The following is a 22,264-nucleotide window of genomic DNA, read 5'->3' as shown; positions in this document are numbered from 1 at the left end:
CAATGCAATGTTAAAGCACCCTGGGAAGGGAAACAACTACTGTCGACAAATGGGTTCCGCGACAGGTCGTATGCTAGATATCAGACCGTTTTAGTTTGCGGTAGCTGATATAGTTAAAGACAAAGGTCCACACGAGCACAACCGCTACAGCCCCAGGGCTAATATAGTCGCGGATTTCAGAGAAGGCATACCGGGGAAAGGGGAATGTAATAAGGTTCCTGATTGATTCCATGGGGAAAAACGGAATCACACGGGGTAGATAGTTGTCGACGTTTGATGTGATGATAAACTCGATCAATTGCGACAACAGCAGCAGGATGATTGTGAGGCCAGAGCGTTGTATTAAGATGCCGAGCATGAGTGCGTACGACAAAAAGAAAAATACTTCCAGAAAATAGGCGGGAAGGAACTCCAGGTCGGTCACCATTCTATTCCATTCCAACGAGGGACTATAGATTATACCTGTTATCAAGCCAATAACAAAAATCATTGTTACGCTCATCAGGCTCAGCAATACATTCGTGAGTATTTTCGACAACAAAAATTCGCCGCGACTGAGGCCGTCAATGATATTTTGTCGCAATGTACGGTAGGTGTATTCATTGGTGATCGAGATGACCACCATAACGGCCAAGATTACTTTGAGCAGGCCGGCACACCAGATCAGGTTAAGCCATACGTCCGGGAAATGATAGAGTGGAATTCGCTCGATGTTTATTTCTTGCCCAAAGCCATCGATGAAACTGGCGAGCCACTTGAGAAATTCCATACCGCTGGCGGCGCCGAAGCCCAGGGTCATGAAATACAGACCACATACTACCCAGAAGGTGCGGTAGCTGGTCATTTTTTTGAGGTCTATGCGTAGCAGTTGAAGCATGGCGGCGTTGTGAATTATGATTCGGCAAGTATTTCGAGGAATTGCTGTTCCAGGCTTTTCTGACGAGTGACCAGGTGTGAGACAACAATGTCCTTTTCAAACAGAAAGCGATTGAGGTCTTTCGCGTTGAACTGTTCACGCAGGTGCACTTGAAAGCTGCCGTTTTCGCGGTTAACGGAGGACGTACCGGGAAACGCCAGCAGCACTTGAGACAGGTCGGGAGCGTCGGCTTTCACTTCCACCGTTTCCGTGCCTTTACCAACATCGTGCACGGGGCCATGATGTACCAACGTTCCTCTCTTTAGTATGGCGAAGTGTGTGCATACGCGTTGTACTTCGTCGAGCAAGTGACTGGCCAGGATGATTGTCTTCCCTCCTGCTGCGATCTTAATGATCAATTCACGAATGCCCGCGATACCCATGGGGTCCAAACCGTTTGTGGGCTCATCCAGGATTAGCACGTCGGGATCGTTCAGCAGTGCTGATGCGATCGCCAGGCGTTGCTTCATGCCCAGCGAGTAAGTCTTATAGGCGTCGTCCTGGCGTTCCGCCAGCTCTACCAGGGCCAATACTTTTGCGATATTCCCGGTCGGGCACTGTTTGATCATGGCATTCAACTCGAGATTCTTCCGGCCACTCAGGTATGGATAAAAGATTGGGTGCTCGAGCACCGCGCCAATTCTTCTGCGAATATGGTCGGTCGGCGCCTGGCCAAACCAGGTAAAATTACCTGCGGTGGGATTTACAACGCCCATCAGCATCCCCAACGTGGTTGTTTTGCCGCTGCCGTTGGGGCCAAGCATACCAAAGACCTGTCCGGCCTTTACTTGCAGGCTTATGTTGTTGACGGCTTGGATGCGACCAAAGCGCTTGCTGAGGTTGTTTATTGCCAGTACGTTTTCCACCAGTTGAATAGGATTAATGCTACTATACGTGTCATAAAACAGCCGGCATTACATCAATGCCCATCTTTATTTGTAAAGCTCTTGATCTTGTCGCCGATCTCACTGTTTTCATTTACCGTTTTATAGAGGCTTGTGATCTTATCCATGGCCACCCGTCCCACGATATCCAGTACGAACAAATTTTCTGCATCGTTGACCAATACCAGCATTCCTTTTGTTACGCCATCCTTTTCTTTCATAAATACATCGAAGTTTTTTCCCTGGTAACGGCTTGACATCATTTCTTCAAATTGCTCGGCTTTATAATCCGTAACCAGTTTTGTGTAGTCACTTGTGGCAAACCCACTTGCTTTTTTGATCATCAGGAACCGCATCTTTTCTACGTCTTCGATCAAAGCATCGAAGTCCTTGTCGTTTGTTTGATTGAGCATGCGAAGCGTGTTGTTATAGAAAAACAAGGTCAGGGCGTCGCTATGTTTCTTATACAGTGTTTCGGTTACCGGGCTTTGGGCGTTAACCCAGCCGGCACCTACCAGTAGCAGGAGTGTTATGATATATCGCATGAGAGGTTATTAATGGTTAGACAGTGTATAGCGCCAGTCTCGAGACTGGCACTATGTTAGGCGAACTACTACTCGTGTTTCTTTCCGTCTTTTACGTTCTCGAGCTTTTCGAGTCCGCTCACGTTCATTTTACGGCCGATGTGCGATACTTGTTTCAGGTCGATCTCACCAAAAAGGCTTAGGACCATAAAATCTTTGGTACCGCCCATGATCATTACCAGTTCAGAGATCTTTCCGCCGCTTTCTTTGATGTAGAACTTCATGTCTTTGTCTTTGTCGCGCACAGACATGAGCTCTTCAAACTCTTTGGTGGGTATGAGCGCAAAGGCTTCTTTGTATAGCGAGCGGGCGTCGGATGTATTCTCTTTGCCGAGAATGCGCAGGCCTTTGAGCTTGCTAATAGCACTTAGCACTTCCTGATCTTCTTTGTTTTCAACCTCCATGTTGGTAAAGAGGCTGAACATCTTGCTGCTGATTGTCACTTGCGTAAATGACTCGTCGTTTTGATATTTATTGAAGAACTTAGAGATAAAGTCCTGTGCAAACACGCCGTTTGCTGCCATCATCACGATCATTACTATATATATCTTTTTCATGGTGTTTAGTCCGTTTTATTGTTCCTGTCGATTGCTATTCTCAAAGCTTTTGCTCTTGAGATGGTTTCTCTTTTTTAATTTCTTCTTGTGCCTCGTTAAACATGTTGATCTTCCGGGCCTGCTTTTCGGCTTTGCCGAAACTTTGGGAGATGAGTAGCAGGGCCTTTTTAGTTTCTTCAAATGCCAGCTTGGGGTCGCTGTAGGTATCCACTATTTCTGGGTCAGTGGACTCCTGCATTTCTTTGTGTACGAACCACGTGGCCAGGCAAAGCACGGATACGCCGGCTGCTATCCGTAGGGTGTTATAAACCAGTTTCCGTACGCGGCCTGCCCTGGCCGTGGGCAGGTTGCTTACCACGGTGGCATTAAACAAAGCGTCGTCCAGTGATTTTTTTTTGGTCTCGTCGAAGTAACGGAACATGGCAGCGGTTTCTTTCCACGGTTCTGGGGCCTCGTGGGTACGGAACCATTCGCGCAGTTGCTGTTCTTCTTCTTGTGAGGTTTCGGCCTCCCAATATTTTTGCAGCAGTGCTTCGATTTTATTAGAGTCCATAGGCGTTCATCTTGGTGAGTTTTTCGCGCACTGTTGTCCGTGCTCTGAACAGGTTTACTTTTACCTGGTTCATATCGAGCTCCAGTATTTCGCAGATCTCGTTGTAGCTGTATCCTTCCACATCCCGAAGGTGTATGATCTGCCGTTGTTTTTCGGGCAGTGCTTCGATGATTTGACTGATACGGTGCATACTTTCGCTGATCTCCGTTGATTCGTGCGGTGTTAACGCTTCCTGACGAACGTCGAAGGTCTCTTCCATCGGCCGGGTTTGCCGGCGATTGTTGGAGCGGACACGATCCAGTGAGAGGTTGCGGGTGATGCGCATACACCAGGCCTCCCAGTTCTGTATCTCTGTCATTTGCTCCCGACCGTTCCAAACCCGAATGAATACCTCCTGTACCACGTCTTTCGCATCTTCTTCGCTCCCCAGAAAGCGAAGGGCGAAGCGAAAGAGCTTGTTCTTGGCAGGCAGCACCCGGTTTTGAAAGGATTCGAGGTTCATGTACTGAAATTCAAAGGCAAGACGCCCGCTCATCAGGTTTGTTACACATTATTTTTTCTTTTTCGCTTTTACCTCGCGAATCAGCTTAAGATCGACGTTTTGCGCCGAAATGGCGGCATAATTTCCCTTCCCCGCGGTAGCGAGTTTTTCCAGGCTTTTCGAGGCACCCATCCCTTTGCCAAAGTTGAAGATGGATAGAAAGATGTCTTCCCTCGAAAATTTGTCGATTAGCTCTGCTACGTCGCTGTCCACCGAAAACTCGCCGTCGGTCGCCAGCAGAATGCGGTTGTTGCCGCCGCGGATATAGTGCTGGTCGGCCAGTTTGTACGCTAGCGTCAGACCCGCGTTGCCATCCGTTTTGCCGGATGATTGCAGGTCGTCAACCGCCCGTCGTATTTTTTCTTCTTCCTTAAAGGAAGCTGCGGTTAGCAACGCCTTTGGCTTACCCGAAAAGGCAATGATCGTGACCTGATCTTCAACGCGCATCATGGACAACAGGTCGAGTACCGATTTTTTTAACAGCGGCAGTTTGCCCGGCTGGTTCATGGACCCGGATACGTCCAGTAGAAGTACCATGTGATTGGTAGCATAGCCTTCCATGGATCGAATGTCTTCGCCGGCATCCGATAGGTAGACGGTGTCACGCCGCTCAATATACACGGTGTCATGTTGTACGGTATGGGTGTTTTGTCCTGGCTCGCGTGTTACCTTAACGGGTGGATTTTGTTCCGGTTTTTTCGCGGCATCGTTTGCCGGTACCTGTGTCGCTGGCTGGCGCGTAGGACGCTTGTCCGGCAAAGGCTGGCCGGCATATCGCGGGAGGAATAATTGCGGCTGTTTGACCTTCTTGAGCAGTAATACGTCGGGTGACAGCTCGCAGAATTTATTGTAGTCATCCACCACATCGTTGTATTGGTATACCATGTAGTAGTACGGATGTTCCCGCCGCGCGTCCACGGCCGGTGCTAGCTTGCGCAACTCTTCGCTTAGTTTGCGCGACGACTCGGGCAGGTCCTCGTATGGCGTATAGGGACAATTTCCATTGTTACGGCCGATCTTTTCAATTCCCTTCATATTCTCATATTCCCGGGCGATCACATCGCGTAGACCGGCATCTATGGCGGTAGTCGAGATCGTAGCGGGCGTCTCATTGTCGTAGTGTTGCTTTGCTTGAAACAAGGCTTCTCTATCCAGGTCGGCCAGGTCTCCCAGGGCTTTTCCCGCGACATACCACGACGTCGTTTTATTCGTCGGGGGCCAGGCGTCAAAGGCCTGGCGGATATCCGTATAGAGCTTTTCCTTTTTTTGGTCCCATGCTTTCATCAATTCCTTTTCCCGGTCCAACATCTCGGTTATGCGCGCCAGTCGATCTTTTTCATACCGTTTTTCCTGCACTTCGATCTGGAGGGTCGCGGCCAGCGCATCCATTTCCTGAAGGATGGTTAGTATCTGCGTTGCTTCAGCATTCAACGTTGCCGCCACTGCCGGTGGCAGGGCTTTGCTGGCGACCATGGCTTGCTGATGGGCCGATCGGGGGACTGTAAAGTCAGGATAGTTGAAGTTCATGGCGCCGTGCCGCTCAAACGATTCCAATTTCCGGTAGTAGTCGGCGCTGCTGCTCAGGTTTGTCAGCACCATTTGCATGTACCGTGTCTGGCGCCAGGTTTCGTTTATGTAGTCGATGTAACGGCCCAATGATGTGTGTATTACTCGTGGCATCGGCGTGGCTACGGGGGTAGCGGCGAGCGGTGGCACGGCCGCATCCTGAAAAGGTTTGATCGTGACGGATGGTGGTACGGCTTGGGTGCGGATGTCATAGCGTGGAAAGTAGGCGAAGGCTTTAAGCCCGCGATACCCGTCGGCGGTAGCATAGTCCAACAGGCTGTTATATCCGGAAACCAGTGTACCGTTGTAATAGTTAATCAGGTCCAGGTAGACTTTGTTACTGTGCGCGTCGGATTTCTGCGCGTCAAAATTGTATTCGTCCCATCCCCGCCGTTTTACATCGAGGATCGTATACCAGCTTTCTATCAGGTTTGACCAGGAAAATGACGCGGGGTATTTTAAGCCCGTGCTGATTTTTTTCATGTCTTCCACTAGTGTCATCGTTGCGACAATGCTCTTTTGCAGTTGCTCCACCGGCCAACCCGTGTGCGTTTCTTGTTGCAGGTTAAATGTCCAGGTGTCGAGCCATGCTCTCTCCTGTGCCATGGCGGCTTGTAGTTTGTCGTCTGCTTGTCGGTAGGGACCTGTGGAAGGCACAAGCTTTTTATAGGCTGCCTCCAGTGCGATCTGCAATGCCGTTTGTTTTGCCTGGTAGTCCTTTACCAGGCCCTGTACGGTCGTTACGATCTCGCGAGCTTTGGCATAGTTGTCCTGTTTATAGTCTCCAAGCTTGTGATAGGTATCCAGGGCTTTACATTGGGCGTCGATCTTTTCGGCGGCGGTGCGCAGGTCGTTCAGCCGGGCGTTTAGGGGGGCGGCCTGGCCAGCCAGGGCGGCGCTTAATGTCAATGCGTTTTTGAGGTAGTAATCTTCCAGTTGAACGGGACAGCTATAGCGGGGCGTGGACCAACTGGAAGGCTTCGCGAGCGATGGGTAATAGTCCATAAGGCTTCGTACCACCTGGGTGACTTCCCCGGCCGAATGGTTGGCATATTCCACATAGCTATTAAGTGCTTTTTGCTGGGCGGGGGTAATGGCGACCGCCAGTCCCGGCATGCATACTAAAAGGAGGGCTTTTATGAAGAGACGCATGGGCCGAACTTACCAAATAAGACAAATAATGTAAAGCCGGTTGTTTCTCACCAGTCAAGTTGCGTTCTTCGTACGCCTGCTATGTTCACGCTTACTCCCAAACTCGCCTTCCTGGTCTTTCTGTATTCTATCACGTTGTTTACGGTTGTGCGGATCATTATGGATTCGCGGAATCCTTCAAAGGCGCTTGGCTACCTGGTGCTGGCCATTACGGTGCCGATTGTCGGCGCGATCGTTTATTTTTCGTTTGGGGTCAACTATCGCAAAAAGCGTATCTATAATAAGAAGCTGATTGCCAATGACCGTTTGCTGCTGCGCATCCGGGAGCGAATCATTACGACCACACACCAAATCCTAGAAAGTAACCGGCACAAACTCGATGGCCAGCGGGATATGGTCAACCTGTTACTGAACGATTCGTTCGAGCCGTTGTCGTCCAATAAGGTTACGTTGCTGATCAATGGTGAGTCGAAATTTCCGGAGGTACTTGCCGAATTGGAGCTCGCTACGCAAACGATTCACTTCGAATATTATATTTATGAAGATGACGGCATCGGCAACCGCCTGAAGGAGGTTCTGATGCGGAAGGCGCGCCAGGGTATCAAGGTGCGGTTCATTTACGACGACTTTGGCAGTAAAGGCCTGAAGCGGAAGTTTTTCCGGGAGATGGACGCCGCAGGTGTGGAGTCGTTTCCGTTCTTTAAAGTGCACCTTCCGTTTATCGCCAGCCGGCTAAACTATCGTAACCATCGCAAGATCATCGTGATCGATGGACATGTTGGTTTTGTCGGCGGCATCAATATAGCGGACCATTATCTCAATGATCTGCCAGGGCAATCGTTATTTTGGCGCGACACCCATATTAAGATTTCCGGCCCGGCCGTGCAAAGCTTGCAGTATCACTTTCTAGCCGACTGGAATTTCTGTTCGCGCCAGGATCTACCTCCCGACAGCACCATCTTCCCAGATTCTGCACGTATGCCCAAGGGCGATTCGCTGGTGCAAATTGTGGCCAGTGGTCCTGACTATCCCCGGGCGAGTATCATGCTGTGCTATTTTACGGCGATTGTCAATGCCCGGGAGCGGGTATATATCACTTCTCCTTATTTTATCCCCAACAACAGCATCAACGACGCGATTAAAAAAGCTGCGCTTAGCGGCAAGGATGTGCGGCTGCTTGTACCGCTGGAGTCCGACCTGCGGTTTGTCAATGCAGCTTCGCGTTCTTATTATGAAGAATTGCTGGACTGTGGCGTAAAAATCTATCGCTATAAAAAGGGGTTTGTGCACGCCAAGACGATCGTGGCGGACGACAACCTGGCGATTGTTGGCACGGCCAACATCGATTTCCGGAGCTTTGAGTTTAATTTCGAAGTCGGTGCCGTGGTGTATGGCGAACGCATTTGCGGAGAGCTTACGGCCCAGTTCCTGGAAGACCTGGCTCAAAGCGAGGAGCTTACGTTGGAGATGCTCACTTCCCGCAGCTGGTTCGACCATGTTACAGACAAAGCTGCCCGGCTGTTTTCGCCCCTATTATAGGGAGGCAACTGTCCTGTACTATCGGAACCAATCTGTTTATTTTGCCATAAAGTCTTTACTTTAGAGAACAATTTATCTGCAATGGAAACCGGGGGTACGATCATTGCTTTTTTGGAATTCAACCACGCCATTGAAGCTAACCTGGCGAAGACGAAGTTGGACGCTTACGGCATACCCTGTTTTTTGACGGAGGAGAATCTTTCAAATCTATATCCGGGGCAGCCTTTCGCGGCTTTTCGGGTACGGCTTCATTTGTTCGCTGAAGATGCAGAGCGTGCGCGCCAGATTCTGGACGGTGGAAATATGCAGTTAAGCGAAGATTCCACCCCGCGCTGCCCAGCTTGTCATTCCATTTCGCTGGAACGTGATTTCCCCAAAAAGCTCCAGGATACGTTCTTAACGGGTTTGCGGGTCTTGTTCTTCGGTGTATTCTCACCGGGAGAAAAGATATACCGATGTCGGGATTGTCAGCATGAATTTGCCGGATGAAGCATAGTATATATTTGTAATTATAGAATCGCACATTAATTTAGCAGCAACTAATCTTATATGTCAGCAAAAATTATCATCGGTGTAATGGGACCTGGCGAAAACGCCACTCCTGACGAGAACGAAATGGCCTTTGAGCTGGGCCGTGCTATCGCCAAAGAGGGATGGGCCGTGCTGACGGGTGGCCGCAGCTTTGGGGTGATGGACGCCGCCATGAAGGGCGCGCGCGATGCCAATGGTCTCACCATCGGCGTGCTGCCTGACGCCCATGATAAAGGGGCTTCAGAGAATGCGCAGATTAAGATTGTTACCGGTATGGGTAGTGGCCGCAACATAATCAATGTATTGTCCAGCAATATCATTGTTGTTTTGGGCATGGCCGCCGGCACGGCCTCGGAAGTAGCCCTGGCCATCAAGTCTAATAAAAAGGTAATTCTGTTGCATCAGGATGAGATCACGATACGGTTCTTTAAAAATATTGGTACCTACCGTATTCTGATTGCTAAGAACGTGGAAGAAACGATTATCCAGATCAAAGATTATCTCGCCGTACACCAACTGCGTTAAAAAAAGAGGCTCCTCGGAGCCCCCCAGGATTCTTTCTTTCTGAGCCCAAGCAGTGTTATTGTATTGCCGGAGTCGTCTCAGTGCTTTTAACACTGACTTATGTCTGACTAAACACTGGGCATACACTGGGAATACTCTGAGACATCCCCGCTTCTTCCTCCTTTTCGTCGGCGTTTCCTCAAAAAAGAAAAGGCTCCCCTACGGGAGCCTTCCTTATGATCTTTTGCGGCTTTGCGTCAGATTCCAGTGTCAGTGAATTCCGAGAAAGGCTTATGCAAAAGGCCGTTTATATGATCGGTTCTATTTATTAATGATGCGTAGAAGCGCGACGGCGGGCAGATTCTTTTAAGCTATTAACGCCTTGTTCTGCTTCTGACGCGAGACCTGCCGCTTCACCTTCCGCCTGCTCTTTTATGTCAGCGAGGTACTTTTTACCTTTACCCATCCACTCCGTGATCTCACCCAGCCAGTCATCTGTTGTGTTCTTTAGATTTGCGCGCAGATCAGATCCCTTTTCAGGTGCGATCAACATTCCTAATACTACTCCAGCGGCGGCGGCGCCAAGAATGCCTACGATTACTTTTGATGTACTTGTCATAATGTTTCCGTATTTAGAGGTTAAACAATTATCTGGAAGCGGTAACATTTGACTCCAGCGCTTTTACCTTGTCCAGGTGTTCACGCAGATGGGGAAGTGTTTGTTCTATCCAGATTTTAAGATCGGCATCCTGGGTCTTCTCCAGGCGGGCTTCAAACTCTTTAATGCTTTTTTCGTGTTTATCTACCAGTTCTTTGCTCCACTTCTTATTGAATTCCTTTACGTCTTTCTCTTCACGAAGATTTTCGATGGTCTTCTGCTCGGCATCTCTCGCTTCAGTGGGAACTGTGATAACTTTTGCGCTTGCGAACGACTGGATCTCGCCGAGAATCTTATTGTGTCCAGCCTCTAACTCCTGGGCTACTTCTTTCACCTGTGGGTTATTCGATTTCTCCTTGGCCAGTATCGCCAGCGCGATCTCCGCGTAGTTCGAAGCAACTGTTTCCGCCACGAATTCGGCGTCCTTCTCGTCTTTGCGATCTTCAAACTTCTCTTCGTTCGCTTCTTCGGCTACTTCATTGGTATTTTCAACCTTCTTTGGTCCGCAGCTAAAAGCTACGACACCGGCGATAAAGAGCGGCAATATTCTAATGATACGTTTCATTGTCGTGTTTGTTTTGTGATTGACGGATTTTTTCGAATTAATGGGATTTTTCCGCATTTGCGTAATCGTCACGATAACGTTTAATCCGGTCGTGCGAAGACTTTAATGAAGCGCGTTCTTTCTCGATGATCAAACGTATATCTGTCGGCCAGGCAACGTCGTTAGCCAATGCCGTTTTATAGGCCTCGAGTGCTTTATCCTCCCCATACTCACACAGTTGTAAAGATGCCAGAACATCGTTACCCGCGAAGGTTGTTTTAACATCCATCCATACACGATAAATGTCACCTGCCGTTGTCGTATCAGTGGCTGGCTCACCGCCGAGCTGTACCACAGCCTGTGTCAGCTCTGTACGGTGTTTGCGACTTTCTTCGGCCATTTTGAGAAATACACCTTTTATCTCTACTTCTGAGAAGTCTTTGATTTCTTCAATGGCTTTTTCATATCCTTCGATGCGATCGTAGTTAATACGGACGAGATCGTTGAGGATGGCAATAAGCCTTTCATCATTTGCTTTCATAACTTTAGTTATTTAATGGTCTTTGTTTGTCTGTGTTACGTAATCCTTTAGAAAAATTGATGCCAGATGGCATATCCATGAGCTTATTTATCGCGACGGAGCGGCTTTTGCTTTTGTGTGGGTGAAGGCATCCCCAGTATACGGTATATCGTCTACAGTATCGTCCGATCCAAAAAATCAGTGACTGACGCAGGTTTACACAAGCTGTAGCAGTTTTTACACAGGCTACACAGCTTTCCCTGGCAAAACAAACATATGCGGTTTTGTGGCATAGAGTTTTCCAATACCTATTTCATTGACAACAAACAATTAACATATTATGATACCTGATAGAGTCTTGTATACCGATGGTCATGATGTCACGATCACGGATTCGACGTTTCAAGTAAAGAACACGTCCTATAGTTTAAAAGGCATTATCAAGCACGGATTGCTGATTCTCAAGCCTCATCGCTTGCCAGGCATTCTCGTGTTGGTAATTGGCTTACTCCTTTGCATTGTAGGTGTACTGGGGCTCATTTCCCCCAGCAGCATTCCCGATTCCAATATTAACGGTACATATGTCAGCGCCAACACGATGGCGATCTGGATCGGCGGCGCACTGGCATTGATTGGCCTGTTGATTACAGGTTTAATGCGTGAGCGTTATGCCGTTCGAATTGCTACAGCGGAGGGCGAGCGGAATGCGGTTGTGAGCACGCAGAAGGAGTACATCACTCAAATCGTCAATGCACTGAATGAAGGGCTGCGATTAACCAAGCCTACTCCAAGCCGCCCTTTTATTACGGTGAAAGAATAACAGTGAGTCAGACATTAAAAAAAGGCCGCCCGACGTTTTGTTGAGCGGCCTTTTTTGCGAAGTGTTGCATCGATATTACGATTCTACCAAGCCATTACGACTCTTGCTTTTTTCCGTTGTCTGCGTGCTACGCGGTGTCGTCGTGAAAGAGCTGCTGCTCTCCCCTATCTCACTTTGAACACGAATGCGATTCTCGACGTTCCGTACGCCAGAGACTCCTTCGGCTATATCTTCTGCACGACGTTTATCATGCCGATCTGTTACTTTTCCACTCAGTACGACCTCACCATTGCTTACCGACACCTCAACATCGCTGGCATCGATGTACGGATTATCACTCAGGCGATCGTTAACATCTTCTTTGATGCGGTCGTCGGAGCGGCTATAGCCTCTGGGGCCTTTGCCGCGATGTTGCGCGATGAAGCGGCGATCCATCTCGCGACGACGTTCGGCATCTTCATTTCCGAACCAGGACGAAACTTCGTCCTTCGTCTTATCCCAGACACCACGGTCACGATACTGCTCATTTCCATAGCTTCCGATTGTGCCATAGTTCCCTACATTACCAATGCTTCCCTGATCGTGTTGTCCACGATTATAATCATAGCCACGGCCGTAGCCTGTTCCGAAGTTGCTGTTCCCATAGCCGCCTGAACTGCCATAATTGCTGTAGTTACCGCGATCATATTGATTATTGTAGTTGCCGCGGTTATACTGATTCCCGGATCTTCCATAGCTGCCAGAGTCGTCGTCGTTGTATCCACGGTTGCCATAACCGCCTTCATAGCTACCACCCTCGTACGACCGGCGGTTGCCAAAATAGTCGGTGTCATAATCACGGTCATAGCTTCTGGACATGTCGCCGGAGTTGCCATAACGAGACTGGCCGTAGTTTGTATTATAGCCCGTATTGCCATAGTCGCCCTGGCGGCTGCGTCCGTACCAGCTATTTTCGTTGTAGTCATTTCCCTGCTGTGCACCCCAGTTGATACCATACTCGTTGCCGTAATCACGATTTTCGTTACTGTAGTTACGATTGCTGTCTTCGCGATTATAATTAGGACGTTGGGATCTTTGACCCCGCTGCCCACGATTGTAGTTTGACATGAGATTGTTTTTTAATTGTGAAACATTTTTTATTGAACGTTCACAACGGGCGACAAAACTATGCCTGTCGAAAATAGCAATACGGGGCGTCCCTTTGAGCAGCGCGTTACTCAAACGGTTGAACAATGATGATCCTATGGGACGTGGCTTCTTTTACTCAAACATCTTGTTAATCTCTTCCAATACCAGTGGCTTTTCCAGAATGCGAAAAGAGGATGCAGAGGTTTTCGGTACGTGATAGGCGCTGATTAAATTTAGTTGTGATAACGGATAATTTACGAGGATGTATTCTGTTTTACCCCAGCCGAGACCGTCCGGGAGATTGTTGTCCAGAAAGATGACGTCGGGCTTCTCTTGCTCCAAAATTTTCATTCCCTCGGCCAGTGTCTGGGCGTGGTATACTTCACAATTTTTTTGGGAAAAGAAATTTTTCATCAGGATGCCGAAATCCCTTTCGTCGTCAATCAACAGTATCTTCCTGGTTTTCATACAGCTATCTATTAAAAACTCTTACCAAACATATCCCGTTACTTTTACGCTAATTTCCTTGCCCATCGCATTAAACTGGGCATCATATTACCCATTCCGGCGTCTTTACCGTAATCCGGACCACATGGTCGACCTTGTCATTCACGAGGTCAATGAAGTGACCATCCTGACGAACATTGTCCACCCAGACTTCTATTTCTTCGCCCCCGGTTACACGGTCCAGCTGCAGTGCATACACGGTTTCGTGAAACCTGTATTGCATCGTAACAGAGGGCCACTCCGGCGGCAAGCAGGGTCTTACCAGCAGGCGGTCGCCCTGCCGCTTTAATCCAAAGAACCATTCAATGATCAGTTGGTATACCCAACCGGCTGAGCCGGTGTACCAGGTCCAGCCACCCCGGCCGTCGTGTGGCGCGACACCATAGACATCAGCTGCAATAACATATGGCTCTGCTTTGTATACGGAAATCTCTTTCGGGTCGCGACCGTGATTTAAGGGGTTGATCATGTTGAGCAGCTCCCAGGTACGCCGGTGATCGCCCATTTTTGCAAAGGCCATAATCATCCATACGGCGGCGTGTGTATATTGACCTCCGTTCTCGCGCACACCCGGCACATAACCTTTTATATAACCGGGATCTTTCTCCGATTTATCAAATGGCGGATCGAGTAGCTGGATGAACGCGCGATCGCGTCGAACAAGGTGTTTGTTGACAGCCTCCATGGCTACTTGTGATCGTTCTGGGTCTCCCCCTTCCGACAATACCGACCAGCTTTGTGAAATCGAGTCAATGCGGCACTCGACATTTCGCGACGAGCCAAGCGGTGTGCCATCATCGTAATACGCCCGTACATACCATCCGCCGTCCCATGCATTGTTGTGGATGTTTCGTTTCAGCTGTAATGCCTGGTGTGCACATTCCGAGGCGAAGGCGGCGTCGTTGCGTGTCTGTGCCAGGACTTCCGTGTGACGCAGCACATCATATAGAAAGAATGCCAGCCATACGCTTTCACCTTTACCATGGATCCCCACCATACTCATGCCGTCGTTCCAGTCACCGGAGCCGATAAGGGGCAATCCATTTTCACCGAACTGCAGGCCTCTTCGTACGGCGCGCCGGCAGTGCTCATAGAGACTGGCCCGCTCGTCTGACACCGCCGGTAAGTCGTAGTACGACTCTTCGTGCATATTTAGCGGCCGACCTTCCAGGAAGGAGACTTCTTCGTCAAGGATGGCCACGTCGCCTGTCGCTTCCACGTATCGGCTTACGACAAAGGGCAGCCACAGGAAGTCATCGGAGCATTGGGTACGAACACCGCGGCCCAGCGGCGGGTGCCACCAGTGCTGTACATCACCTTCCCGGAACTGTCGCGACGCTGCCAACAGGATCTGTTGTCTTGTTATTGCGGGAGCCGCATGCACAAGTGCCAATACATCTTGTAATTGATCGCGGAAACCATAGGCGCCGCCCGACTGGTAGAAGCCGCTGCGACCCCACAGACGCGACGACATTACCTGATATAGCAGCCAGCCATTGGTCAAGATGTTCAAGGCGCTGTCTGGCGTGTTGATGCGCACCGAGGACAGCGTGTGATTCCAATATTGGTGTACACGTGTCAGTGCCTCGCGCGCGGCTTTCGCCCCTTTAAACCTGCGAATGGTTTCGGTTGCTTCAAATGCGTTGCGTCCTCCTCCCAGGCGGAAGATCACTTCTTGCTCGGCGCCATTTTCGAGCTCTACCGGCACCTGTATGGCAGCACACGGATCAAGACCCGCGCCGGCTTTTCCAGACAGGTATAGGCGTCGCATGGCGTCGGGCTGTTGCAGCGTACCGTTCCGGCCCAGAAATTCCTGCCGGTCAGTGGTATAGGTATACGTAGGTGCGTCCACATCCAGGAAGGCAACGTAGTTGGAGAATTCCATGCTGTAGGCGTTCCTGACAATGATCGCACGTGTTGCCAGGTCTTGTTCGGCTACTATGTGTAACAACGATTTTTCGCGCAGATCGGCCAGGACCCATTCTACATAGGCAGTGGTGCTGAGCTTCCGGGGGCGGCCGGAGACGTTTCGAATCTTCAGGGTTGTAAATTTCACAGCAGCTTCGCGGTCTACGTAGATCCATACTTCGGTGCGGATGCCGTCGTACTGATGCTCGAATACGGTATAACCAAAGCCGTGGCGCGTGGTGTATACCGCACCGGCTATTGCAGGTTGTGGTGTGGGCGACCAGTAACGGCCTGTTTCTTCGTCGCGTATATAAAATGCTTCACCGGCGCGTCCGGTAACCGGATCGTTATACCAGGGTGTAAGCCGGTACTCGTGCGCATTTTCAATCCAGGTGTATGACGGGCCACTTTCGGTTACTACGGTGCCGAAATGGTTATTGGCGATCACGTTGATCCAGGGCAGGGGCGTGGTGCTGGTGGCGCTTGTACGAATGATGTATTCGCGACCGTCCGCCGTAAAGCCGCCGTGGCCGTTGAAGAATAGTAAAGCCGGGACCTCGGTCGTTTCTTCCACCACGGTTGGTGCAGTCGCCGATACTTGCAGATAACCGATACCAGGTTTCGGCAACGGGCGCCGTTTAATTTGTTCGTTCAGGCTTCCGCGCGTGTCCGAGACGATTATGCGCGCCACTGTTTGCAGCAGTACCCAGTCTTCTCCCGACACCTGGTCGGCCGAACGGATAAATATTCCGCCCTGACGGCCGGAGTTTAATCCCACGCCGGCAGCGATCAGGCTTTGAATCTGGTCTTGCAATACCTGCCGGTATCCCGATTGGTCTTCATTCAGAATAACCAGGTCCACGGCCAGTCCTTTGAGTTGCCAGTATGCATGCGCTTGCACCATCTGGCGGGCCAAGGTCACATTGGTAGAGTCGGATAGCCGAAGCAACACAATCGGCAGATCGCCGGATATGGCATATGCCCATAATGCTGACTGCCCCCGTTGGTTTCGTACTTGCACGGTACGGCTGACACGCAGGAAGGGGCTGGCATAGATTACCGCGCTGGCGAGGCGTCCAAAGAGTTGAGCATCGCCTTCTGCCGCGTTGATCTGACGTAGTACTACCTGGCTATGCGTCCACGACAATTCAAAGGCGCGGTCGCGTAAGTGGGGATCCTGGTATTTGTCTACCAGGATTTTTATTTCTTCACGTGTTTTTGCCATGCCCGTTACGACGTCGAACGTGACGCTTTCGCCTGGTGGCAATGTTATGCGGTATTGTACGGATACGACAGGATCTAATACAGAGCCCTGTGAATTTCCCAGTGGCTCGCGTGTGCGCATCACGCGCGGGTTTGCGAGTGTATGGCCGCGGCCGATAAATTTGTCGCGGTCGGTTTCGTAGGTAATGTTGTCGGCACCTTGCCCGGTGACCTTCATCATATGCAGCATCCATGGTGGCTGTTCGTCGTGACTACGCGCCCGACGGGTGGCAAGAATAGCGTGGTGTGCCTCCTCTATAGCGGTCTGCACGAATAAGTTGCTAAAAGCAGGATGGGCGGCATCGGCAATGGCCGCCGCCAATACCACTTCGGCATAGCTGGTCACTTCCATGTGTCGCTTGCGACCGGAGCGGTTTACCAAATGAATGCGGCGGATCTCGACGTCGTCCTCGGGCGATACAATGATTTCTGTATGCGTTTCAATGTCGATGTCGCGGCGGCGGAATTCCACGCGTCCTTGTGAGAACACGGCTTCATAGCGCTCGGCGGGGCGCAGTACGGGTTGATATGCGGTCGACCAGTATTCATTGCGATCGAGGTCGCGTATATAGCAGAAGGTGCCCCAGTTGTCGCAGGTTGTATCTTCCCGCCAACGTGTCACTGCCATGTCGCGCCAACGGCTGTAGCCACCGCCGGCATTGGTGAGCATGACATGGTACCGGCCATTTGATAGCAGTTGTACTTCGGGTACTTGAGTATCGGCGGTATTGATGACGCGCATTTCGGGTACCGACTGCATGAGCGTAACTTCGTGCATTTCGGTCGCCGCGGAGTAGAAGCTTGTTGTACGTGGTACACGTTCCTGCAGCAGCAACAATACAGTCTGGCATTGCGGATCTGCTTCAAACCTTTTTTGCATCGGCTGGTCGAGCAGTACGTACGCCAACGACAACAGGCTCATGCCCTGGTGATGCGCCATAAAGGTTTGAACGAGCACGCGTGATTGTCCGCGCGGTAACCGTGATGGGGTATAGTCAGCGGCTTCAAAGAAGCCGTATTGTCCTTCAAAGCCTTGGTCGCGGAGTGTCGCCAGGTTGTTGTAGGCGTCGTCGGGCGCGACCATCAGCGCCATCACGGTGGCGTACGGCGCAATGACCAGGTCGTCACCCAGGCCGCGTTTAAAGCCTAAGCCGGGTACGCCAAAGGCCCTGTATTGATATGTCAGGTGCGCATCCACTACGTTGTAGCATGATTCCGAGATACCCCAGGGTACATTCCGCTGACGTCCATATTCAATCTGCCGTTGTACGGTGCCACGCATGGTCTCGTCGAGCAGCGTGTTGCGATAGCTTGGCATGACCAGCATGGGCATGAGGTATTCAAACATCGATCCGCTCCAGGATAACAGTACTGGTGTGTTACCCGCCGTTGTCAAGCGTCGCCCCAGGGCAAACCAGCTCTTCTGCGGCAGCTTGTCCTGCGCAATGGCGACAAAGGTGGCGAGGCGTGCTTCGGATGCCAACAGGTCGTAGTAGCTGGCATCGGCACGATGGCTTTCGACATTGTAGCCAATCGTTAACAGGTGCTGCGACTTGTCATATAAGAAGTCATACTCCATGTCTGCCAGGTAGGCGCACTGCTCGGCCAGGTCGGCGGCGCGTGCCAGCTGGCGACGACTGTATGATGCCGCCTCGTGCAAGGCCGTACGAAATAGTCCAACCCAGCTTACTTCTTCGGGCGTTAGTGCTTTGCCGGACAGACGCGTCATCTCTTCTTCCAAAAGATGCTCAGCCTGTAGAATTTGCGCGAAGGTGGGCGCATCCGTTAACAAGCTCATCTCCTGAAACTTTGTCGGTATAGGACCGGCCGCCAGCCAAGGGGCCATGGCATCGATCTCGGTCAGAAAGGTCTGGATTTGTTTGTCAAACACGACGATCCAGCGGTGCGTCTCGGTACGGGCGTCGAGACGGTTTAATACTGCTATACCTTTTATGCGTACCTGGCTGAACAACGCACGTAGCGCCTCCAGATCGATAAATTCCTTTTGCAGCATTTGCGTGAGGTCGCGGACGATGCTTTGGTATATGCTTTGATGTATTTCAGGAAGTCTGTGTAATATAATCCGGATTGTGTCTTGCAGTCCCATCAATGCCTGTCGTTCGATCACTTTACGATCGGGCATTTGGAGCAATCCTTGCCGCAGTGTAATCAAGTGCCCCGCGAGGTTGCCGCTGTCTACCGTGGACACGTAACGTGGCGGCAATACCTGCAGGCTTTGTGTATCGTACCAGTTATAGAAGTGTCCTTTGTAACGTTCGAGGCGATTCAGCGTTGAGAATGTGTGCTCGGTCCGCTGTAAAAATTGCGTGGCGGGTATATAGCCAAAGTCGACGGCGGTAAGATTGGCCAGCAACGACAAACCGATGTTGGTGGGTGACGTACGATGGGCTACCACCGGTATAGGATATTGTTGCAGGTTGTCCGGGGGCAGCCAGTTGTCTGGTTCCGCTACAAGGTCTTCGAAGAAGGCCCATGTTTTCCGGGCCAGCTCACGAAGCGTTTCTTTGCGGTCAGCGTTCAGCTCACCCGAAACGGTCGGCAAGGGTTGATTCAACCACCAGACCACCGCAGGCGCCAGCATCCACACCAATAAGAACGGTGCGGCCGCTACCCATGCTGCCGGGTTCCAGTGTATGATCGCAGCACTTGTCAGAATGGCAAACAGCGGCGACGCAAGCATGGTGACGTAGGTTTCCGGAAGTGTTTCCGGACGACCGTTTTGCGCAAAACCCGAGGGATTCCACTCCAGCAGTCGCCGGCGGCTGACAATCATACGCCATCCGGTGCGCACAATAGCATCGAGACTGACCATGGCTTCGTATGGCAGGCAGACGATCGTAAGCCCTGTCTGTGCCAACGTATGGTATATGCTGCGTATATTGTTTACCAGGTGTTGTCGAAATTTGATCTCTGCGGGCTTATGCATCAAGCCCCATATAGAAACCACCAATGCAGGCAACACAATGACCCCTGTGGCACATACCGTCCAAAACCAGGTTGCCGGCAACACGAGCCACGCGAGCAGGTAGAGCAGCACCAGGGCTACCGGCACGACGCTACGGCGCAGGTTGTCGAATATCTTCCAGCGGGAGAGCGCATTTAGCGGGTTGACGATAAACCGGCCCCGGGCGTCAGGGATCCACGGTAATGACCAGTTACCAATCTGCCAGTCTCCCCGTATCCAGCGATGCCGGCGGCCGACGTCTACGCTATAACGCGCGGGGTATTCTTCATAGAACTGTACGTCGCTTGCGTAGCCACAGCGTGTGTAGGATCCTTCCAGCAGGTCGTGGCTAAGGATGCGGTTTTCGGGGAAGCGGTTATTTAACACCTTCTCGAAGGTGTCAACGTGGTAAATGCCTTTTCCGATAAAGGAGCCTTCGCTAAATACATCCTGGTATACATCGGACACCATTTGTGTATACGGGTCGATGCCTGAATCGTTCTCATGCATGCGTGTATACCGGGTGCGGGTCGCACCGTGCAGGCTGATCGCGATGCGGGGTTGAATAATGCTGTAGCCTTGTACTACGCGACGCTTTTTATCGCTGTATACAGGCTGGTTTAATGGGTGTGCCATCATGCCGACCAGCATCCAACCGGCATCGCGCGGCAGCTGGGTGTCTGTGTCCAGTGTGATGATATATTGCACGGTTTTATAAATATGCTCTTCGCCCGCGATCACGGAGAATCTGGTCTTAGCGCCTCCGCGCAGCAGCTGGTTTAATTCCGAAAGCTTGCCTCGTTTGCGTTCATATCCCATCCATATTTTCTCCACCGCGTTCCACACACGCGGGCGATGGAAGAGGAAGAAGGTATCGTTTACATCGCGGTCGTATTTTTTGTTCAGGGCAATAATTCCATCGCGGGCGATTTGTACGAGCAGCGAATCGGCCGGTAGAATTTGTTGGTCGGCATCTTTCAAGTCCGTCAAGAGGCCAAAGAGCAAGTTAGGATCGCGGTTTGCGAGAAAGCGAACTTCGAGGTCTTCCAGCAATTTCTCTACCTGGCGCGGACTGACCAGCAAGGTGGGCACAACGACCAGCGTACGGTTTTCGTTGGGTATGCCACCCGAGAAATCCATCTTTGGCAGCGGGTGGGGTTTGACTGATAGTGTTGACAGCCAGTTGACAATGGACAGTGCAAATTGACTGGCACATAACAAAGCAACAATGCCCGTCGCCAGCCACCATCCCCACACCACATCCTGGGAGAAGCCGCCTGCTACGCCGATGGACATTATTAACAGGGTAAGCACGGTTGCTCCGATCACATACCAGGCATATCGGCGGCGTGCCGTCCAGCGTCGTACACCTTCTACCGTCGTCAATCTGATCCGTACCGCGGCTTCGGTCTTCTTCACACCTTCTCCTACCAGGTAATAACCGACGTGCAACGTGCGCACGTCGCGCGTGCCGCCGGAATGTTCTTTTGCAAACTCCAACGCGATGCGCGCCACTTCGTATTCAGCCGCGCCGCTTTGCTTCGCGATTCGTTCTACAACGTGACGATATTGATCGCGTGTATGGAAGTCCATGTTGGGATATACTGCTGCCGGGTCAGCCCGCAGTGTCTGCTCGACCATGCTCATGGTCTCGACGAAGTCGCGCCAGTCGGTTTTTACCAGAAAGCGCAAACTGCTGATGCTGTTGCTCATCGACACCTGGTCGGCAGCCTGCTTTTGGTTTTCTTCCTGCACCAGGGCATTGATGGTCTGACCGCTCTCGGAAAGGTTTTGCTCGATCCACGATGCGGGCAGTGTCAGGTCAGGTCCTTTCCATTGTAGCTGGCGCGTAAACGCTGCGACGAAGGCGCTGACCATCGGCGGATTGGATCGGGCCATGTCGGCGATGTCGAGCACGAGGTCTTTGGGATGTTTCTCGGCCGTCTCTAAGATGCGGTGTGCCCAATCGTTGGCCAGGTCCTCGTCGGCGCGATCAATAGCGATGCGTGCCGCCACGCGACTTAGGTTCTCCAGTAAGGCCAGACGGAGCATGATGGGTACAGCCCATAGCTCACCCAACGTCAAGGGGTTGAGCTTTTGATAGGCAGCAATGAAACTGCTGAGGTTATGCATGTCTACATGTCCATCGCTGTGCGAGATGATCTCGGTAGCGATCTCATATACACGCGGCAGGCCGGCGGATTTGCCTTTTTCCAAACGCGGCAGACCCTTGCTATAGCCCTTGGGCAAATGGCGTTTGGCCAGCCGTATTTGTTCTTCAATGAGATAGAAATTGTCGAGTAGCCATTCACCCGCGGGGGTTACGACTTTCTTTTCTTTGACAGCATCCTGTAACAGCTTTGTTACGCGGAACAGCACGTCTTCGTTCACGGCGAGGCGACCGAGCAATAGCTCGGGGGCTTTATTATTGGTGAGCTTGTGTGTGCCCGCCAGAAATTGCGCATGTTGGTCCATTTGTTCCGCACTGAAAAGCTCTGATCGCAAGGGCGGCTTTTCGTTAACATCCTCCCGGTTGAGACCATCTCGCTGCAGGTGTTGGCGCAACTGGGAGAAAAAATCTTCAATGGACGTTGTGTTTACCTTCATGGATTACGGGGCTTAGG

Annotated in this window: 17 protein-coding genes; 4 read left to right on the top strand and 13 right to left on the bottom strand. The window is 51.2% G+C overall.

Annotated elements, in window-relative coordinates; all coding sequences use genetic code 11:
- Positions 1-73: 73 nt before the first annotated feature.
- The 7 genes from KK062_RS21745 to KK062_RS21715 form a co-directional block, all read right to left on the bottom strand.
- Positions 74-877 carry a DUF2705 family protein gene (locus tag KK062_RS21745; protein ID WP_254086463.1) on the bottom strand — a complete coding sequence of 268 codons (804 nt, stop codon included), beginning with the start codon at positions 875-877 and terminating at the stop codon, positions 74-76.
- A 14-nt stretch (positions 878-891) separates the two neighbouring features.
- Positions 892-1,782, bottom strand: coding sequence for an ABC transporter ATP-binding protein (locus KK062_RS21740; protein WP_254086462.1), 891 nt, complete (start codon positions 1,780-1,782; stop codon positions 892-894).
- A 53-nt stretch (positions 1,783-1,835) separates the two neighbouring features.
- Positions 1,836-2,345 carry a DUF4252 domain-containing protein gene (locus KK062_RS21735; RefSeq protein WP_254086461.1) on the bottom strand — a complete coding sequence of 170 codons (510 nt, stop codon included), beginning with the start codon at positions 2,343-2,345 and terminating at the stop codon, positions 1,836-1,838.
- Positions 2,346-2,413: 68 nt separating this feature from the next.
- Positions 2,414-2,941, bottom strand: coding sequence for a DUF4252 domain-containing protein (locus KK062_RS21730; protein WP_254086460.1), 528 nt, complete (start codon positions 2,939-2,941; stop codon positions 2,414-2,416).
- Positions 2,942-2,981: 40 nt separating this feature from the next.
- Positions 2,982-3,494, bottom strand: a complete 513-nt coding sequence (locus tag KK062_RS21725) for a PG0215 family putative anti-sigma factor (protein WP_254086459.1) — start codon at positions 3,492-3,494, stop codon at positions 2,982-2,984.
- A complete protein-coding gene (locus tag KK062_RS21720) occupies positions 3,484-4,029 on the bottom strand; it encodes a GFO_1088 family ECF-type sigma factor (protein ID WP_254086458.1) in 546 nt (181 codons plus the stop codon). The genes KK062_RS21725 and KK062_RS21720 overlap by 11 nt, the downstream gene beginning before the upstream one ends.
- 15 nt (positions 4,030-4,044) lie before the next feature.
- Positions 4,045-6,753: a vWA domain-containing protein gene (locus KK062_RS21715; RefSeq protein WP_254086457.1), complete on the bottom strand. Its 2,709-nt coding sequence runs from the start codon at positions 6,751-6,753 to the stop codon at positions 4,045-4,047.
- Positions 6,754-6,834: 81 nt separating this feature from the next.
- Between KK062_RS21715 and cls the strand changes: the two genes are divergently transcribed.
- The 3 genes from cls (at position 6,835) to KK062_RS21700 (ending at position 9,348) form a co-directional block, all read left to right on the top strand.
- The gene (gene cls, locus KK062_RS21710) at positions 6,835-8,292 is read left to right on the top strand and encodes a cardiolipin synthase (protein ID WP_254086456.1); all 1,458 of its coding nucleotides are present in this window, start codon (positions 6,835-6,837) and stop codon (positions 8,290-8,292) included.
- Between the two features lie 81 nt (positions 8,293-8,373).
- Positions 8,374-8,781, top strand: a complete 408-nt coding sequence (locus KK062_RS21705) for a putative signal transducing protein (RefSeq protein WP_254086455.1) — start codon at positions 8,374-8,376, stop codon at positions 8,779-8,781.
- 60 nt (positions 8,782-8,841) lie between these two features.
- Positions 8,842-9,348 (top strand): SLOG cluster 4 domain-containing protein, encoded by a 507-nt coding sequence (locus KK062_RS21700; RefSeq protein WP_254086454.1) that lies wholly within the window; start codon positions 8,842-8,844, stop codon positions 9,346-9,348.
- A 307-nt stretch (positions 9,349-9,655) separates the two neighbouring features.
- Here KK062_RS21700 and KK062_RS21695 read toward each other — a convergent pair whose 3' ends face one another.
- Genes KK062_RS21695 through KK062_RS21685 form a run of 3 tightly spaced genes read right to left on the bottom strand, consistent with a single transcriptional unit; the run spans position 9,656 to position 11,070 of the window.
- Positions 9,656-9,946: a YtxH domain-containing protein gene (locus KK062_RS21695; protein WP_254086453.1), complete on the bottom strand. Its 291-nt coding sequence runs from the start codon at positions 9,944-9,946 to the stop codon at positions 9,656-9,658.
- Between the two features lie 28 nt (positions 9,947-9,974).
- Complete coding sequence (locus KK062_RS21690) at positions 9,975-10,550, bottom strand: DUF4142 domain-containing protein (RefSeq protein WP_254086452.1); 576 nt, start codon at positions 10,548-10,550, stop codon at positions 9,975-9,977.
- Between the two features lie 37 nt (positions 10,551-10,587).
- Positions 10,588-11,070, bottom strand: coding sequence for a PA2169 family four-helix-bundle protein (locus KK062_RS21685; RefSeq protein ID WP_254086451.1), 483 nt, complete (start codon positions 11,068-11,070; stop codon positions 10,588-10,590).
- 319 nt (positions 11,071-11,389) lie between these two features.
- Here KK062_RS21685 and KK062_RS21680 point away from each other — a divergent pair, with 319 nt between their 5' ends.
- Positions 11,390-11,869 (top strand): DUF6232 family protein, encoded by a 480-nt coding sequence (locus tag KK062_RS21680; protein WP_254086450.1) that lies wholly within the window; start codon positions 11,390-11,392, stop codon positions 11,867-11,869.
- A gap of 75 nt (positions 11,870-11,944) precedes the next feature.
- Here the strand turns inward: KK062_RS21680 and KK062_RS21675 are convergent, their stop codons facing one another.
- The 3 genes from KK062_RS21675 to KK062_RS21665 all read right to left on the bottom strand — a co-directional run bounded on the left by KK062_RS21675 (position 11,945) and on the right by KK062_RS21665 (position 22,247).
- A complete protein-coding gene (locus tag KK062_RS21675) occupies positions 11,945-12,976 on the bottom strand; it encodes a BON domain-containing protein (protein ID WP_254086449.1) in 1,032 nt (343 codons plus the stop codon).
- Positions 12,977-13,129: 153 nt separating this feature from the next.
- Entirely contained in the window at positions 13,130-13,465 is a 336-nt protein-coding gene (locus tag KK062_RS21670) for a response regulator (protein WP_254086448.1), read from the bottom strand.
- 82 nt (positions 13,466-13,547) lie between these two features.
- Positions 13,548-22,247, bottom strand: a complete 8,700-nt coding sequence (locus tag KK062_RS21665) for a glycoside hydrolase family 94 protein (RefSeq protein ID WP_254086447.1) — start codon at positions 22,245-22,247, stop codon at positions 13,548-13,550.
- Positions 22,248-22,264 lie beyond the last annotated feature (17 nt).

The organism is Dawidia cretensis (assembly GCF_018598175.1).
GTDB classification, from domain to species: Bacteria; Bacteroidota; Bacteroidia; order Cytophagales; family Cyclobacteriaceae; genus Ohtaekwangia; species Ohtaekwangia cretensis.
Note: the sequence above shows the minus strand (reverse complement) of the source record. Positions and strands in the feature narration are given on the sequence as shown.